This window comes from Pontibacter korlensis, from assembly GCF_000973725.1.
Classification (GTDB): Bacteria; Bacteroidota; Bacteroidia; order Cytophagales; family Hymenobacteraceae; genus Pontibacter; species Pontibacter korlensis.
Window position 1 is genome coordinate 4797146 of record NZ_CP009621.1, and the last position, 16284, is coordinate 4813429.

A 16284-nucleotide genomic window follows, 5' to 3' on the forward strand; every position below is an offset into this window, starting at 1 on the left:
TTTGACACTCCCACGCCTAAAGGCAGTAGGATTCTTGGGCTACCGAACCATTGTCCTTGTATATCTCCCAAGCTGAAACGGTCTGCCCGACCGCCTTATTTCTTATATTACTAGCTGCGTTCACATCCCTGTCCAGGACGTGTCCGTTAACACAGGTCCAATACCTGTCTGATAGCTGCAGGTCGGTGTTGCGCCAACCACAAACCCAGCAGTCCTGGGAGGTATGGTTGGGGGCTACTCTGTGAAACTCCCGACCATACCACTCAGGACTTGTATTCCAGCATCTGCACGAACTGATACCACCCAGCATCGCTGATGCTTTTGGCAAGTTTACGGTTCTTGAGCATATGCTGCACTTGCAGGTTCTCAACAACAATCGCTTGGCTCTCGCGAATGAGTTGCGTGCTGAATTTATGGTGGAAGTCCTTGCGGGTGTTGCTCACTTTCTGGTGCAGCCTGGCCAGCTTTGCGGCAGCCTTGCGCCTGTTGCTGCCACCTTTCTTCTTCCTCGATACAGCACGTTGCGCTCTCCTTAACTGGTGCTGATAGCGGTATAGGTGTTTAGGATTGTCTACAACAACACCATCAGACGTGACAACGAAGGATTTTATACCAACATCCAAGCCTACCACTTTGCTTATCTGTGGTAGTCGCTCAATATCCACCTCACAACACAGCGTCACATACCACCCATCTGCTTCCTTGACAACGCTGCCTGTCCTGATAACCCCCTGCACATCCTGTGACTTGCGGTACTTGACCTTGCCGATTTTCGGTAGCTGGACTGTACAGGTATTCTGGTGCAGCTTCACCCCCTGCTTGTAGGTGAACGAGCGATACTGGCCACGCCTGGCGAACCTGGGGAAGCCCTTGCCCTGCCTGAAGAAGCCATCGTAGGACCTGAACAATCTATCTGTCACCTCCTGTAAAGTTTGTGAGTGCACGCACCCGATCCATTCCACGTCCCTGGCAATGGCAGAGAGCTCTTGCTGCACCTGGTTCTTCGATACGGAGATTTGATAGTTGGTCCAGAGTTGCCTCTTGTAGTCCAGGCAGAGGTTGTAGACATACCGGCACGAGCCGAGCCACTGCGCAAAAGCCTGTGCCTGCGCCCTGGTGGGTTTGAGTCGGAAGCGGTATGTCTTGATCTGGTTCACTGGTTCTTCTGGTCTTCCATGTACTTTTTAACAGTTGCTTCTGATATGTGCCCCACCGACTCCACCTAGTAGCTTCGTGTCCACAGCGTAGGCAGTTTCGGGGAACTCGCTGCGTAGCTTGAATGAAGTGTAGCCTTTAAGCTGCGCCACGATGAATGGCGGTGCAGCGGCTGGTGATGCTTTGACCAGCAGGTGAACGTGGTCAAAGCATCACTTCCATTTTCTCTATCACCAAACCCAACTCACCAGCTTTCTCTATCAGTAGTTCTTTCAGGCGAACCTCTATATCACCTGTCAGCACCTTTCGTCTGAACTTGGGACACCATATCAGATGGTAGCCGATGTTGTAGACTCCAGGTGGATGAAGTTTTCCAGCGTTTCGGTTTGACTTCTTTCATCATATAAATATAAGAAGAAAGGTATAAGAGTGTCAACAGTATACGTATTTTCCTTTTTCACCACATCGAGTGGTTCAAAAAGGAAAACCAAATTCATCCCTTGGCTAAAGACCCAAGGTACTGTCTTCAAAGTCAAGGATTTTTGTTGCATTTTTCTTATCTTCACTCTACCTGAAAGAGAGCTCCCGGGCCGACTGGTACTGGAAGTTCATCTTGCGTAGCCCTGGCCTGAGCTGGGGCTATTTCTTTTTCTGCTGTTTCTGGCTGCGTTTCCTGCGTTATTGCGTCTTTGTCAGCTGCGCTGACACCTGAAAGAGAGGCTCCGGCCTCCTGGATTTGGATGTTATTTTTGGGTTCCGCTGGCTGCTGCCCATAACGTGGATCATAGGCTTCATTCTTGCGCCACAGCGTCCAGAGCAGGATCAGCAGCTTGCGCTGCACGGCCACATACGCCTGCATCTTGGTCTTGCCCCTTTTCACGAGCCGCTCGTAGAGGGCAGTAAAGACAGGCTCTTTATAACGTACTACTGTAAAGGCCGGCAGGTGCATGGCCCGCCGGATGTGGGCGTTGCCTTTCTTTGATATTCTGCTTCTGCCCGAGCGCTGGCCCGACTGGTGCTCCACCACGTCATAGCCGGCGTAGCTGACCAGCTGGCCCTGCCGCTCGAAGGTGGCAAAGCCGTTGGTCTCGGCCAGGAGCACGGCCACCGTCTTGAGCCCCACCCCCTTGACCGAGCGCATCTTCTCCACCCGCTCAGCCAGCAGCGGATCCTGGTAGAGCAGCTCCCCAATAGCCTCCTCCAGCTCCTGGAGGCTCTTGTCCAGGGTGCCGACCAGCTTCTGGAGGTTTCGCTCTACCTGCTTGACCACCAGCGCACCGTGATGCAGGGCATGGAGCTGGTTCAGGCACACGGTGCGCTGGTTGGAGAAGTCCTCCAGCTGGCGGGTCAGCAGGCGCAGCCGGTAGATGTTTTTCGACAAGGGCTGCCAGAGCTCCAGGAGCTGCTCCAGGCCCATCTGCGCCAGGCCCCTGGCATCGATCCTGTCGTTCTTGCTCTTGTTTCCCAGGGCCTGCAGGTAGCGCTTGGCCTTGGTGGGCAGCACCACCGAGACCTGGTAGCCCTCGTGGTAGAGGAACCAGGCCAGCTGCTCGTAGTACACGCCCGTGGCCTCCATGAGCAGGCGCAGCTCCACGTCCGCTGCGCGCTTGCCCTCCAGCCAGCGCTGCAGCTGCTTGAAGCCTGTGGGGGTGTTGGTGAATTTTCGGGAGGCTTTCACCTTCACCCGCCGCTCCATGTCCAGGGTGGAGAGGACCACCTCCAGGGCGTCTTTGCTCACATCGACGCCCAGGTTCTGACAGAGTAAATTCTTCATAGCTGAAAGGGGCTTAAGTGGACAAAAAACATTCATCTTCCGGGCCTGCACTCACTCATGCCTGCGGATGGGGCAGCCGCTAGGTACTGTCCAGGCTTTTAAGATGAAGAGAAAGGGAAGGGATTCCTTGGGGGCGACATCATCAAAGTGTCTAGTGCAAGGGCTTTCTCCTTCCCTTTCTGTTAGCTTACGTTTAAGAGCCTGATAAAATTGAACTTACGCTTATACTGCCAAAGATATGAGTGTTAGGGCTTTCTCTGGCATTTTCTCGTAAATCGGTTGTTGTTGTAGTTGTTGGCTTCTATATAAAGTATAGGTTGACCAGGGGCATTGCCCATGTAAGTATCGGTCAGGAAATCAGCCTCCAGGTAGTTGGTTCCATAGTAAACCATACCGCCAATACTGTGCTTGTCGCTGAGGCTGTAGTCGGTGCCAACACGTGTAAACGGAGGCCCTTGTACTTCGTAGTTTCCGGTAGCCTCCTGGTCAAAGTATACTGGCCCCTGCTCTGTTTGAAAAACTCGTGTGAACGTCGCTTCGCGCCCTCCCGCCCGGCGTGCCACATCCAGGTTTATAAAGGAATTCCATTTACCTGCCTTATGGTTAATGTTAGCGCCAGCAGAATACGCATGCTGCTTGCCATTGTAAGTATAGCCAGCATACACACTGCCGTTCGTGCCGCTTATATCATTCTTTTTAAGGTTGATGTTCAGAATACCGGAGGATCCTTCTGCATCATACTTGGAAGAAGGGTTAGTGATGATTTCGATGTTTTTGATATTTTCAGCAGACATGCCTTCCAGTAAATTGCGCAAATCTCTGCCCGATAGGTAAGTGAGCTTGCCATCGAGCATAACGGTTACACCCGCTCTGCCATTAAGCTGTATATTGCCTTCCTGGTCTATGTAACCCCCCGGCGAAGTAGATAGCACATCGTAGGCGCTTCTACCTGCTGCCAAAGCTGTACCCTCTATACTCACCACCATACGATCTGCCTCCTGTGTTATAGTTGGCCGCAGTATCTGCACGGTTACCTCTTTCAGCTGTGTGGCAGTTGGACTGAATAGTATACTGCCTAAAGATTTTTCAGGATCCTGCCCAGTAATGGAGATCTGGCGGATTGTTTTGGTTTTGTACCCGATAAAACTAAGGGCAACCTCATATTCGCCTGCACTTACATCAGAGAAGGTAAATCGTCCGTTTGTGTCTGTCAGCGTGCCATCTATGGCTTGCGTGGAGCCTTTCTGCAACAGTGCCACTGTAGCAAACTCTACAGGCTTACCCGTGGTTGAGTCGGTGAGAACACCATAGATTTTGCCACCGCCCTGTGGCGCACCTTGTGCAGGTGTTTGTAGCTTGTCCTGTGCCCCACCCGTTACTGATATGCCCAGGTAAAGGCATAGCTGTCCCAGTAAAAAGAGGAATCTTTTTTTCATAGTATAGAAATTAGAAGTTTATGGTATGAAGGGTGGAATCAGCTGATGCGTAATAAAGACACAGGCAATACCTGATAGTTGCACCAGCCTTTGCTAAAGTTTAGAATATATTTAGGCTAGGCATAAGGCGCTAATGTACCAGCCACGAATCCGGATGAGTCGCAAAACAGGTATTCAACTGTAAAAACCGGGTAAGGGAGAGGTTAGGATGAGTACCCGCTAAGCTCCGGCCAGACAAGGTCCGGCCGAAGCCTACAAGAGCCTATTCCTTTAGGGATTCCATAGCCATGCCATGGATCTTTAACGTGATGTACTTATCAATGCTATTTAGATTGTAGCCCTCTTTTCGAGCCTTGCTGATAAATTCGCTGTTTATGCCATGGATCTTAGCTTCAACTGTCTTATCCATAGTCAGATTATCAAAGCCCGCCTTTTTCAGGTCCTGCACATAAGCTGCATCCACTCCATGAATTTGAGCACTCATTAAATCTTCAAAATTCAGATTTTTATACCCCAAGGCATTGATTTCCTTAATCGAAGCAGGGCTAATGCCATGGATCTTCGCTTTAAGGTAATCATCCAGGCTTAGCTTATTCAGTCCTGCAGCACGAAGCTCGTTGATATAGGCGGCATTCACGTCATGGATCTTTAGCTCTATCATCTTGTCAAGGCTGATTTCTCCGAAACCCAGCGCCTGTAACTCTTTTATAGCGGCTGGCGTCATGCCATGGATTTTCGCTTCAATAATTTTATCCATGCTTAAATTCTTGTATCCAGCTTTTTGAAGGCTTTCTACATAAGCACTGTTTACGCCATGAATCTTAGCTTCCATTATCTTCTTCAGGCTTAGGTCTTTGAACCCTAGGCGCTGTATTTCCTGCACGTACTGCTGGTCAACGCCATGGATTCTAGCTTCTATCACTTCCCGTATAGAAGGTTTTTTGTTGCTGTACTTCTGGAACAGGGACACGTAGCTCTGGAAATCCTGCATCTTTATACCATGCACAGCTAGTTCCAGTAGCCTCTCGCCGTCTATATCGTTGTAGTTCTTTTTCAGGAAGGCTACATAGTCTTTGTTAACATCACCGAAGAACAAATGGAACATCAGGTTCAGACTTTTGCTGCTGATGTTGTTGTCAGCCAGGTATTCCCTAAAAGAAGCATCCTCTGTAAAAGTATACTTGCCCTGGCTTACCTCTGCCTCTAAGTTACCGTTTAGCTGCAGTGAGCCTGCTGCCTTTGTCATCACAAAAGTGTCGCTTCCCTTTTTCTGAAAGGCACCTTTATCAAAACATCTCGACATGTTCCAGTTAGAGGTGCCCTGGCTACCTTTAAAATCAATGCAGTGATCGCCATCTACCTGCCTACTGTACCAGTAACCCTTCGACATGTCGGTTTGAGGGCCAGTCATGTTCAGGGAATTTCGCTTTACTTTTTCCTTCTCTGGCTTTATCTTTTCCTTAGCCACTGATTTCAGGTTTTCCTTTTGCTTCTCTTTCTGCTCATCAAGGCTGGCAACGGCCTCTTGCGTGCTGTGCGTACTTGCCTTCTCCTGTGAATTATTCACAATAAGATGGGTATTTTGCCGCCCTTTGCTAACAGCAGGCTCATTGATAAACAAGAGAGTTCCGAAGAACAATGGGGCCAGGAAGCTATACTTCCAATAGCCATGCAGCGTGGATCTTTTAGCGTTCATCATAAGGATTCTCTGTTTTAGTAGCGATTGGTTGTAATTAGTCGTGATACTCAGCGGCTTGTTTGGAACGGCAATCTGTACCAGGCCCAGCTGGTATTGCTCTTTGCTTACCTCTTCCTCCTCTAAAAGCGTGTTGTCGGTCTGGTACTCGTTATTCTTCTCTATCTCCTTTTTGAACTGCCAGATAAACGGGTTAAACCAGAGGATAATAACAGCCAGTTCTGCAAGCAGAAGATCCAGGCTGTGCTTCATGCGGGCGTGGATTTTCTCATGAGCAATTATCTGCTCATAGGTTTCATAGTCATACTCATTGGGGTAAAGAAAAATGTGGTTGAAGAAAGAGCAAGGCGCCTGCTTTTCAGTTGTATTCACGATAACATACTCTCCGTCTTTGATTTTATCTGTAGCTGTGGCTGCATTGTATAGCACACTTCCAACCTGAAAAAGCAGGTTAAGGCTAAAGATGATAACACCAAACAGATAAAGAATTTTAAGCCAGTCTATCCAGCCGAGCTGATTTGAGCTAGCCCCGGCTTCGTTTACCTGGCTGCTCTCCTCCACCTGGTGGGCAGTAGTGGGAGGCGTAGTGGGTGCTACATCCAACCTCTCCACAGCGATACTTTGTTGCGGTGTTGCGGTTAGCTTATCACTTGCTGTCTCGCTATTCGCTGTATCATCTTTCTGAAACACCGCAGCCAAATACCCCTGGTGACTCACCAAATGAGGCAACGAAACAAAAGGCATGACAAATGCCAAAAAGATACAAGCAATGAAGTAGATCCGGTTAGCGGCAAAAAAGCTTTCCTGCTGTAATACAGTTTTGTAAAACAGGTATGCAATGCCGATAATAAAAGACGCTTTAAGGAGATAGACTATCATAGCTTTAGGAGTTAGCTGGTCTTTGAGATTTTATGAGGCGCACAAGGTCATCCAGCTCTTCGTCTGATAAATTTTCCTCTTTAGCAAAGTGAGTCAGCATCTTGGTGAAGGAGTTTCCGAAGTATTTGCGTTTGATCGTTGCTACATCCTGCTTTCTATACTCAGCAAGTGTAACCAAAGGTGAGTAGCGGTAGGTGTTACCCAACTTTTCAGCCTGTAAAAACCCTTTTTCTACCAGGATCTTTACCATGGTAGCAACTGAGTTGTAGTGGGGCTTTGGCTCAGGCAGTCCCTCAATAATATCCTTGATGAAAGCCTCTTCAAGCTGCCAGACCACCTGCATGATTTGTTCTTCTCGTTTCGCTAATTTCTGCATGACCGTAATTGTTTCTACAATACTACTAATTCATTAGTATCAATCCTAATAGATTAGTACGACTCTTAATCAATTAGGATATAACAAAACCTACTTTTAAATAAAATATTTTATCAGATATACTACCAGAGCCTGGTTTTATTCTTTGGACTTAGAAATATGCTATAAATATTTTTGCAGGTAGAGCCAGTTGGGCGAGTATAGTCCTTTCTTCTCACCATATCTGTTGGTATGCGGAGGGGCTGTTGTATAGCTATGGGAGATGTTAGTATCTAAAAACAATTGCTCGATGCCTATCCTAAATCAACTCCACACACAACTGCGTACAGAATAGCTTTAGCAACGAGCGCAATGAAGAAGAAAAAGAAAAAAGCATCGACCAAGCTTAGCTCTCAGGATCTACTGGCCCTGGGCTTTCCTTCGGGCAAGCCGCTTGGCACAGCGCTTAACATTATACATACACACTATACAGAGCTGGGCAAAAACCACCAGATAGAGCTGCTCCAGGATGTTTTAGCTGCGCCTGACCAATACCACATGCATGCTACACTGGCTCCCCTGGCGCAGGCTATACTTGCTCAGCAGGAGGCTGAACCCATTGCGCTGAAGCCTGACAAGCAGCAGTATGCCATTTATGGAGCAGAAGGCATAGAAGAAGGAGCCTTGAACCAGATGGATATAGCCATGCGCCTACCTATAACTGACAGTGGCGCCCTGATGCCAGATGCGCACCAAGGATATGGCTTACCTGTTGGAGGAGTATTGGCTACACACCATGCAGTTATACCCTATGGCGTAGGTGTTGATATTGGCTGCCGCATGAGCATGAGTATCTTTGATATTCATACCGGCTACCTAGACAAGAACCGGGAGAAGATCATCAAGATGCTGAAGGATAACACCCGCTTCGGCAACACTGCCTTCAAGCGTCCAATGGATCATGAGATAATGGAGAGGCCTGAGTTCTCCGAGATTCCTATTGTGCGTGAATTGAAAGACAGGGCTTTTCAGCAGCTGGGCACCTCCGGTGGTGGTAACCACTTCGTGGAGTTTGGCACGGTAGAGATACATGATGCTAATAATGATTTTGACCTGCCATCAGGCAAATACGTGGCTATTCTCTCCCACTCCGGCTCCCGAAGGCTTGGCGCTAACATTGCCGGGTACTACACAAAAGTGGCCATGGATTACTGTCCGCTGCCCCAGGAGGCAAAACACCTGGCCTGGCTTGATTTAGATACAGAAGCTGGCCAGGAGTACTGGTTAGCCATGAACCTGGCGGGAGACTATGCCTCCGCCTGCCACCATCAGATACATGAGCGCCTGGCGGCAAGTTTAGGAGAAGCACCTATGGCCAGAATAGAGAACCACCACAACTTTGCCTGGAAGGAGAAAGATGCCTCTGGCAAAGAAGTGATCGTGCACAGGAAAGGTGCTACCCCGGCGGGAAAAGGCGTGATGGGTATCATACCGGGCACTATGGCTACTCCAGGTTTTATAGTGCGTGGCAAAGGAGAGGCTGCTGCCATCAATTCAGCTTCTCATGGAGCGGGTCGGGTGATGTCCAGAACACAGGCTTTTAAAACACTATCGGAAGCGCAAATGCGAAAGAACCTGCAAAAAGCTGGCGTGGACTTAGTAGGTGCAGCTCTGGACGAAGCACCGATGGCTTATAAAGACATACACCAGGTAATGGCATACCAACGAGACCTGGTAGAAGTAGTAGGCACTTTTTACCCCAAAATAGTGCGGATGAACGAGGATAAAAAGTATGTGGAGGTAGATTAAATTAATATATCCTAGCTAGTCCAGAACTTCAAACGAGAGGCGCCTTATACTCTTTTCTGCAGAAGGCCGTGTAATATCTGTTACATGGCCTTCTGCTTATTCTATAGCTTTCTTACTTCATTCAATAAGTAAAGCAGACTCATTTCCCTCCAGAGGCACTACATCCTTTGTTATTTCTACCTTATCCATAAAAATCTGGTGTTTGTATAATATCCGGAAAAGATAACACGATCCCCTTTCTCATCAAGAAAGAAACCATAATTTTGCGGCCGGTTTCGAAAAGGAGGTTTGTATATCTCCTATCAAAGCTATCAGCACCTGATTACCTACATATAGAACCATGAAAAAAAGAACAGTAGCCCAGCAGGGGCTAACACTTTACTGCCTGTTAACTTCTTACCAGGGCAGTGCTTCCGAAAAACGCTCCCTCTCTGCTCATCAGAGCGCAGCTACACCCAAGCTAATACCCTGATTCTCTGCTGTGTGTTTTCACTTGCCACTAAGGCGCAGGCTTGTCTTTATAATTATATAATAAATAGGCAAAATTTTATAAAATCCAGGTAACAGACGCAAACTACCTTTGCGACATGTTCATCAGGACATACCGCTACTAATGCTACAACATCACCATCACTACAAAATAAAACTACCATGAAAAGATTGATCACATCACTTGTTCTTTTGCTTTGCATGCTGGCCACTGCAGCACAGGCTCAGGAGAAAGTAACGCTTAGCGGGTATGTGAAAGACCAGGCCTCAGGCGAGGGGCTAATCGGTGCCTCGGTAAGCGTACAGGAACTACCCGGTGTCGGTGTAGGCACCAACGAGTATGGATTCTACTCCCTCACGCTGCCAAAAGGTAATTACACGCTACTCTTTAACTACTTGGGCTATGTTACGGCAAGCAAAACCGTTCAGCTCGCTGCCAGCCAGAAGCTGGACGTAGAGTTGGGGCAGAACAGCACCACCTTGAAGGAAGTGGAAATTACTACCCGCAAGGAAGACAACAATGTACGCTCCATGGAAATGAGTACCCTGAAGATGCAGGTAGCAGAAATTAAAAACATGCCGGCACTGCTAGGTGAAGTAGACATAGTGAAGGCAGTGCAGATGATGCCTGGGGTGCAGACAGCTGGTGAAGGAACTTCTGGCTTTTATGTGCGTGGTGGCGGTGTGGATCAGAACCTGATCCTACTGGATGAGGCACCGGTCTACAACGCCTCTCACCTGATGGGCTTCTTTTCTGTTTTCAATGCTGACGCCATCAAAGATGTGCAGTTGTACAAAGGCGGCATTCCGGCGCAACATGGTGGCAGGCTTTCCTCACTGCTTGACATCCGCATGAAAGAAGGAAACAATAAGAAGCTGGGTGTGTCTGGCGGCATTGGCACCATCTCCAGCCGTTTAACGGTAGAGGCTCCCATCGTTAAGGACAAAAGCTCCTTTATACTTTCTGGCCGCCGTACCTATGCCGATATCTTCTTTGGCTTGAGCGGTGATGAAAACATCAAAAACAACCAGCTATACTTCTACGACCTGAACGCCAAGCTAAACTATACTTTGGATGATAAGAACCGGCTGTTTGTATCCGGTTACTTTGGCCGTGATGTGGCCGGAAGCAAAAGCTTTATGATGAACTGGGGTAATGCCACGGCAACAGTACGCTGGAACCACCTCTTCTCAGACAGGCTCTTCTCCAACACTACTTTTATCTTTTCTGATTTCGACTATGCCCTTGGTTCCAAGGAGGAGGAGTCGGAGTTTACCTGGAAATCCCACATAAAAGACTACGGAATTAAAAACGACTATACTTATTTCCTTAACCCGAAGAACCAGCTTCGTTTTGGTTTGCACGTAACTTACCACAACTTTATGCCGGCGGAGGTAAAACCAGGCAAGTTTTCTTATGTAAATAACCTGAAGCTAAACTCCACCACTGCCCTGGAGGCAGCAGTGTACCTGAGCAACGAGCACCAGATTACGGATAAGCTGACCCTGGATTATGGCTTACGCCTCTCCAGCTTTACTAACATGGGTCCGGGTAAGGTTTACAAGTATGACGAAAGCTTTGAGACTCCTATCGACACGGTGGAGTATGATCGCTTCGAGAAGATCAAGAGTTACGGAGGCTTAGAGCCACGCATTGCTGCCAAGTATGAGCTGAACGAGGTAAGCTCCATTAAAGCCTCCTATAACCGCACGTTGCAGTACGTGCACCTGGTGTCAAACTCCACCTCAGCCATGCCTTTTGATGTGTGGGTACCGAGCAGCACCTATATAAAACCACAGGTAGCAGACCAGGTAGCGGCAGGCTACTTCCGCAACTTCCACGGCAACATGTTTGAGGCCTCTGTGGAGGTGTACTATAAGTGGATGGACAACCAGATCGACTACAAAGACTACGCTGAGATTTTTCTGAACGAGCGCCTTGAGACAGAACTGTTGCGTGGCACTGGCGAAGCTTACGGGGCAGAGTTTTACGTGCGCAAGCAGAAAGGCTTGTTAACCGGCTGGCTCAGCTATACTTTGTCTAAAACGGAGCGTACTGTGCCGGGCATTAACGATGGCAACGCTTACCCGCTACGCTATGACCGACGCCACTCTGGAAACCTGGTACTAGCCTACCAGTTTAGCCCAAGTATAAACTTTGGCGCTAACTGGACCTACGCTACCGGCGGTGCCATCACCATGCCGGTTGGGCGCTACGAGTACAACGGCAAAACCTATCCTGTTTACTCTGAGCGCAACGGATACCGCCTGCCGGATTATCACCGCATGGACCTGTCGGCCACCTATGAGAAGCCACGAAACGAATTTAAGAAGTACACCAGCTCCTGGACCTTGAGCATCTACAATGCCTACGCCCGCAAAAATGCCTTCTCAATTTTCTTTAGAGAGAACGAGGATGACAGAACGAGAACAGAAGCTGTGAAAACATACTTGTTCGGCCTGGTGCCTTCTCTTACCTATAACTTTAACTTCTAATGCACCTACAAACTATGAAAAAGATATTCTTATACCTGATAGCAATGGTAACGCTAGCCCTGAACAGCTGCGAAGAAGTGATAGATTATGAACTGGATACCGCCGAAACCAAGCTGGTGGTGGAAGGATTGATCACAGATCAGCCTGGTCCTTACAATGTGCGCCTTTCCAGCACAATAGGATACCTGGACCAGGGACTGACTCCTGGTATAAACGGAGCGCTGGTCATTGTATCAGACAACCACGGCACGGCCGATACCCTAAGACAGATTAGCGATGGCCTTTACCAAACCACTAAACTAAAGGGCACTCCTGGCTATACTTACTATTTCAAAGCAGTTGTAAATGGGCAGGAATATACTGCACAAAGCTACATGCCAGCCGTTTCTCCTATCGACTCCATTACCTTCGAGTACCAGACAGCTATGGATGAAGACGATGAAGGATATCACCCTTTCATCCATTTCCAGGACCCACTGGGCAAAGGCGACAATTACCGCTGGAATGTATATGTAAATGGCGTTCTAGTGCCAGACGAGTTAGCTGTGCTGAATGATGATATTTACGATGGCAACTATGGTCATGCTGACATGGGCTTTGCACTGAAGCAGGGAGACCAGATAAAAGTAGAGCTATATGCCATAAATAAGCCTGCTTATAAGTTCTGGATTGCACTGGTTAACCAGCAAAACTCCTCCGGCGGCCCATTTGAATCTACGCCAGCCAATGCTCCCACCAACATCAGCAACGGCGCCATCGGTTTCTTCGGGGCCTCTGCTGTTTCGGTGATAGAAGGTACAGTACCAGTAGAGTAACCCTCCGATTTCCCCCGCACAGGCTGTTCTTTAAAATCGAAAGCCACTTCAATTTATAATGGAGCGGCTTTCGGTCTTTTGTCCTGAGATGCTTATTCTTGAGCTGAGTAGTAACGCACCTCGTCAACCACATTCTGCCGTGTGCGACTAAAGATATTCACTTTGTATCGGCCTCCCTCGTGAGTAATAACCCAAGCGCCAAGAGGAGCACTTCTCAGCGCAGAAGCACAGGATTGCGGCGGCGGCTGTTGCCCGGGCGGCTTACCCGGAAACCAAACCTTACACTCGCCTGGAGGTGGCAAATGGCCTTTCGGCACACCAAGTGAGCTAAGCGGATAATCCCGGTCCCCTCCTTTTCGCTGCTCCTCCCCCCGCTCTGTACGAGGAAAGGGATAGCCACTACCCGGGTAACGGGAGGTAGAGCAGCCAGTGATGGTACCAGTCAACAACAACACAGAGAAAACAGACACTGTACTTTTTATCATAGCAAGGCAATTAGTGAGACATCGGCAGCAATCTACTAGCTAGCCGTCACAAAAATAGAACCAGCTTTACCATTTACCTTGTTTAGGTAAACTTCGCTATCAAAATTATAGATCACTCCTCTTCCAGTTATAGATCATTTCTCTTTCAGCAGCCACTCCATTGCTTCTTGCATAGACAAAAATTCCCTTGTCTCACAAGGCAGAGGCACCGTAGAAGCTTTTTCATGAATTGTCTCAATCGCTTTCTGCTGGAACACATCTTGGGCTAAAAGATTGGCTACTCGCACCAGTTTCCTGTGCTGCAGCAGTTCGGCACTGTGGGTGGCAATCCACACCTGGTCGCTGAGTGAAGGGGCATGCATTTTGACATAGTCTGCCAGCATACACTCTACATCATTGGCTAATATAAACTCGCAGGCAAAGAATATATTCTCCCGTAGCTGCTCACTCAGGATTGAGCCGCGCCATTCGTTCCACAGGAGTTTCTGCTGCTTAGCAAAGCTCATGGTCAGGAATTTATTTTGCTTGATTTCCTTGAATTTTAAGTTATGGTCTGACACTATATGTTCTTGTTGTAAAGCCGATCATAATCACCCAACTTACTTGCACGCCCTCTACTAAATAAAGTAATATTCGGAACAATCATTAAAAAATAACATAGCCAAAGCATACCCGATAAAATTATTTCGGCTGCTGAAGGCTCTACACACAGGTGTTTAAACTTTTAAAGGAAATAAAGGCACCCATCCTCAACAGAGATCGAACACCAAAGAAGGAACAACGTTAAACTCTTTGTATAAAAAACTTTATAAAGTTATGAGCTTTTTAGTTACTACTATCGCCAGCCTAATGCTGTACATGCTTACTAGCTTTGCACAGCAAACTAAGGCACCACAACCTGACTCTAATATAGCCGCTGTTAAACAGCAGGCAGCGCTTAAGGGGGCCTGGAAACTATCTTCCGGTACTGCACAATTCACAAACCTACCAGAGGGAGCAACAGCTATAGCCATGATGGAAGACGGCTATTTTACAGTAGCTTATTTCAACAAGGCTGATAAGAAATTTCTGGGCTCGTTTGGAGGCACTCTCTCCCTTTCGGATGGTAAGCTGGAACAGACCCTTGAGTATAATACCCTTGACCCCTCCACGGTTGGCAGCACCGAAACCTTTACCTACACCTTACAAAATAACCAATTACAGCTAAGTAGCGCGGGGCAAAACAATAAGCTACAACAAACCTGGACCAGAACAGAAGACAAGGCCAGTGCATCGCCTCTGGAAGGTACCTGGCGCATTACAGGCCGGGCAGGTGAAGATGGCACGATGAGCACCATGCAACGTGGGCCTCGTAAGACACTCAAGATTTTATCTGCAAACCGCTTCCAATGGATTGCTTTTAATACAGCTACTAAAGAGTTCTTTGGCACTGGAGGCGGTACCTACACTGCTACTAACGGAAAGTACACGGAGAACATAGAGTTCTTTTCCCGCGACTCCAGCAGAGTTGGCGCCAGCTTAAGCTTTAACTTCAAGGTACAAGACGGCAAATGGCAGCACAGCGGCAAAAGCAGCACCGGAAAAGATATCAATGAAGTATGGGAGCGAGAACAATAGCCTTTAAACACAGCTGTTTCTCACACTTTTACACCACCTTCCACCATTCAACATAAATTTGTTTATCAGCGTATTACGAACACCATCACACATGTTGCCTGCCACACATCTAGCAGGTGGCCGTGCCAAAATAAAACTATGAAATCAAGAATTTAGAAAATGGCAGAGATCAATATTGAACGCAAAAAAAAGCCCACCTGGATATGGATTATTCTACTACTGGTAGTTATAGCCTTAGTGGCTTGGGCTTTATATGAGCTTACAGATGACGATAACGAGGTGGAAGTAGATGAGGCTCCAACAACCGGCATGGTTTTACCAGCGGAGGAATTGCCCCCACTTGTTTACACTGCAGTTGCTTAGTACAACAGGAATTAACTTATAGAAGCTATGAAACATGATGATTTAAGAAATGAACGCCTGGTGCCATTAAGCGCCATGGATGACTATAAAGTTGCCAAAGACAATCCGGATGTTGTTGGCTGGCGAGTGGTAGGTGCCGACGGTGATACCCTGGGTGTAGTAAGGGACCTAATCGTTGACCCAAGGGTGATGAAGGTGCGCTACCTTTCTGTAGTAGCAGACCGCAGATTCTTCAACACGGATGCCGACCAGCACATGTTGGTACCTATTGGTCTGGCGGCACTAGACAAGAGTAGCAAAAAAGTATTTGTTACCTCCATCGACTCCAGAACAATAGTCAACTACCCTATTTACCCTGGCGGGCCGATTACAGAAGATTATGAGCATGCTGTGCGGGACACTATTCACCAGTCGCAGCGAGAGGCCTTGCACGGAACCGCAGATGACCACAAGGCTGAGTTTGATGAAGCATTGCGGCACCAGCATTCAGACCGTCTGCATACAGATCATCAGCATGCCGAGCCAAGACGTGTTACAAATGATTTTTATGACAACAGCACGTTCGACGAGAACAGGTTCTATACTTCCGACCAGCAAGCCCATAGGGATATTTTACACAGCTCTTCCGATCGCGACAGAACAGATCGTACAACAGCAGCTACAGACCTGCACCAGGAGGACATAAAATCAAAATCCGTTGAAGAGTCTATTGCCACTATTGAAAGACTGGAACTACTACGGGAAAAAGGATCTATCACAGAAGAAGAATTTATGCTCTTAAAGAAGCGGGCTCTTAACCTGTAAGTGAGCAAATATATTTTCTTTTTCCTTAAGGCCGCCTTAAGTGAATCCCAATTACTGCAGATTCATTTAAGGCGGCCTTTTTGCATGCACTGTACTCTTTGCTATTCGTTA

At 47.8% G+C, this 16284-nt stretch carries 15 protein-coding genes and 1 pseudogene; 6 read left to right on the forward strand and 10 right to left on the reverse strand.

Features of this window, described 5'->3' with window-relative positions:
* Positions 1 to 16: 16 nt before the first annotated feature.
* From PKOR_RS26150 to PKOR_RS20630, 8 genes and pseudogenes are all read right to left on the reverse strand, one after another.
* Positions 17 to 310: a zinc ribbon domain-containing protein gene (locus PKOR_RS26150; protein ID WP_071843172.1), complete on the reverse strand. Its 294-nt coding sequence runs from the start codon at positions 308 to 310 to the stop codon at positions 17 to 19.
* Positions 264 to 1157 carry an RNA-guided endonuclease InsQ/TnpB family protein gene (locus PKOR_RS20610; RefSeq protein WP_052738994.1) on the reverse strand — a complete coding sequence of 298 codons (894 nt, stop codon included), beginning with the start codon at positions 1155 to 1157 and terminating at the stop codon, positions 264 to 266. The genes PKOR_RS26150 and PKOR_RS20610 overlap by 47 nt, the downstream gene beginning before the upstream one ends.
* Positions 1154 to 1500, reverse strand: a pseudogene (tnpA, locus tag PKOR_RS24215) (IS200/IS605 family transposase). Before tnpA ends, PKOR_RS20610 begins: the two are co-directional and overlap by 4 nt.
* Complete coding sequence (locus PKOR_RS25135; RefSeq protein ID WP_158453724.1) at positions 1485 to 1652, reverse strand: hypothetical protein; 168 nt, start codon at positions 1650 to 1652, stop codon at positions 1485 to 1487. The pseudogene tnpA and the gene PKOR_RS25135 overlap by 16 nt, the downstream one beginning before the upstream one ends.
* Positions 1653 to 1717: 65 nt before the next feature.
* Positions 1718 to 2929: an IS110 family RNA-guided transposase gene (locus PKOR_RS20615; RefSeq protein WP_052738940.1), complete on the reverse strand. Its 1212-nt coding sequence runs from the start codon at positions 2927 to 2929 to the stop codon at positions 1718 to 1720.
* 245 nt (positions 2930 to 3174) lie between these two features.
* Entirely contained in the window at positions 3175 to 4365 is a 1191-nt protein-coding gene (locus tag PKOR_RS20620) for a TonB-dependent receptor (RefSeq protein ID WP_052738995.1), read from the reverse strand.
* 262 nt (positions 4366 to 4627) lie between these two features.
* Positions 4628 to 6940, reverse strand: coding sequence for a M56 family metallopeptidase (locus tag PKOR_RS23780; protein ID WP_052738996.1), 2313 nt, complete (start codon positions 6938 to 6940; stop codon positions 4628 to 4630).
* A gap of 4 nt (positions 6941 to 6944) precedes the next feature.
* Positions 6945 to 7316 (reverse strand): BlaI/MecI/CopY family transcriptional regulator, encoded by a 372-nt coding sequence (locus PKOR_RS20630; RefSeq protein ID WP_046313183.1) that lies wholly within the window; start codon positions 7314 to 7316, stop codon positions 6945 to 6947.
* A gap of 351 nt (positions 7317 to 7667) precedes the next feature.
* Here PKOR_RS20630 and PKOR_RS20635 point away from each other — a divergent pair, with 351 nt between their 5' ends.
* The 3 genes from PKOR_RS20635 (at position 7668) to PKOR_RS20645 (ending at position 12904) form a co-directional block, all read left to right on the forward strand.
* Positions 7668 to 9104, forward strand: coding sequence for an RtcB family protein (locus tag PKOR_RS20635; RefSeq protein WP_046313185.1), 1437 nt, complete (start codon positions 7668 to 7670; stop codon positions 9102 to 9104).
* 651 nt (positions 9105 to 9755) lie between these two features.
* Positions 9756 to 12089 (forward strand): TonB-dependent receptor, encoded by a 2334-nt coding sequence (locus PKOR_RS20640; protein ID WP_046313187.1) that lies wholly within the window; start codon positions 9756 to 9758, stop codon positions 12087 to 12089.
* A 14-nt stretch (positions 12090 to 12103) separates the two neighbouring features.
* Entirely contained in the window at positions 12104 to 12904 is an 801-nt protein-coding gene (locus PKOR_RS20645; RefSeq protein ID WP_158453812.1) for a DUF4249 domain-containing protein, read from the forward strand.
* A gap of 92 nt (positions 12905 to 12996) precedes the next feature.
* On the opposite strand, the gene PKOR_RS20650 is transcribed toward PKOR_RS20645, so the two are convergent.
* Complete coding sequence (locus tag PKOR_RS20650; protein ID WP_046313191.1) at positions 12997 to 13389, reverse strand: hypothetical protein; 393 nt, start codon at positions 13387 to 13389, stop codon at positions 12997 to 12999.
* A gap of 134 nt (positions 13390 to 13523) precedes the next feature.
* Positions 13524 to 13949 (reverse strand): hypothetical protein, encoded by a 426-nt coding sequence (locus PKOR_RS20655; RefSeq protein ID WP_046313192.1) that lies wholly within the window; start codon positions 13947 to 13949, stop codon positions 13524 to 13526.
* Positions 13950 to 14205: 256 nt separating this feature from the next.
* On the opposite strand from PKOR_RS20655, the gene PKOR_RS20660 reads away from it, so the two are divergent.
* The 3 genes from PKOR_RS20660 (at position 14206) to PKOR_RS20670 (ending at position 16173) form a co-directional block, all read left to right on the forward strand.
* Positions 14206 to 15006 (forward strand): hypothetical protein, encoded by an 801-nt coding sequence (locus tag PKOR_RS20660; RefSeq protein ID WP_052738997.1) that lies wholly within the window; start codon positions 14206 to 14208, stop codon positions 15004 to 15006.
* Between the two features lie 159 nt (positions 15007 to 15165).
* Positions 15166 to 15369, forward strand: a complete 204-nt coding sequence (locus PKOR_RS20665) for a hypothetical protein (protein WP_046313194.1) — start codon at positions 15166 to 15168, stop codon at positions 15367 to 15369.
* A gap of 27 nt (positions 15370 to 15396) precedes the next feature.
* Positions 15397 to 16173: a PRC-barrel domain-containing protein gene (locus PKOR_RS20670; protein ID WP_046313195.1), complete on the forward strand. Its 777-nt coding sequence runs from the start codon at positions 15397 to 15399 to the stop codon at positions 16171 to 16173.
* Positions 16174 to 16284: the final 111 nt, after the last annotated feature.

What these genes read in the sequence shown, in the direction of transcription:
- PKOR_RS20645 (WP_158453812.1), top strand. Translation starts at nt 12,104, where the DNA reads ATGAAAAAGATATTCTTATACCTGATAGCAATGGTAACGCTAGCCCTG.
- PKOR_RS20640 (WP_046313187.1), top strand. Translation starts at nt 9,756, where the DNA reads ATGAAAAGATTGATCACATCACTTGTTCTTTTGCTTTGCATGCTGGCC.
- PKOR_RS20615 (WP_052738940.1), bottom strand. Translation starts at nt 2,929, where the DNA reads ATGAAGAATTTACTCTGTCAGAACCTGGGCGTCGATGTGAGCAAAGAC.
- PKOR_RS20630 (WP_046313183.1), bottom strand. Translation starts at nt 7,316, where the DNA reads ATGCAGAAATTAGCGAAACGAGAAGAACAAATCATGCAGGTGGTCTGG.
- PKOR_RS20665 (WP_046313194.1), top strand. Translation starts at nt 15,166, where the DNA reads ATGGCAGAGATCAATATTGAACGCAAAAAAAAGCCCACCTGGATATGG.
- PKOR_RS25135 (WP_158453724.1), bottom strand. Translation starts at nt 1,652, where the DNA reads ATGAATTTGGTTTTCCTTTTTGAACCACTCGATGTGGTGAAAAAGGAA.
- PKOR_RS20635 (WP_046313185.1), top strand. Translation starts at nt 7,668, where the DNA reads ATGAAGAAGAAAAAGAAAAAAGCATCGACCAAGCTTAGCTCTCAGGAT.
- PKOR_RS20650 (WP_046313191.1), bottom strand. Translation starts at nt 13,389, where the DNA reads ATGATAAAAAGTACAGTGTCTGTTTTCTCTGTGTTGTTGTTGACTGGT.
- PKOR_RS23780 (WP_052738996.1), bottom strand. Translation starts at nt 6,940, where the DNA reads ATGATAGTCTATCTCCTTAAAGCGTCTTTTATTATCGGCATTGCATAC.
- PKOR_RS26150 (WP_071843172.1), bottom strand. Translation starts at nt 310, where the DNA reads ATGCTGGGTGGTATCAGTTCGTGCAGATGCTGGAATACAAGTCCTGAG.
- PKOR_RS20660 (WP_052738997.1), top strand. Translation starts at nt 14,206, where the DNA reads ATGAGCTTTTTAGTTACTACTATCGCCAGCCTAATGCTGTACATGCTT.
- PKOR_RS20670 (WP_046313195.1), top strand. Translation starts at nt 15,397, where the DNA reads ATGAAACATGATGATTTAAGAAATGAACGCCTGGTGCCATTAAGCGCC.
- PKOR_RS20620 (WP_052738995.1), bottom strand. Translation starts at nt 4,365, where the DNA reads ATGAAAAAAAGATTCCTCTTTTTACTGGGACAGCTATGCCTTTACCTG.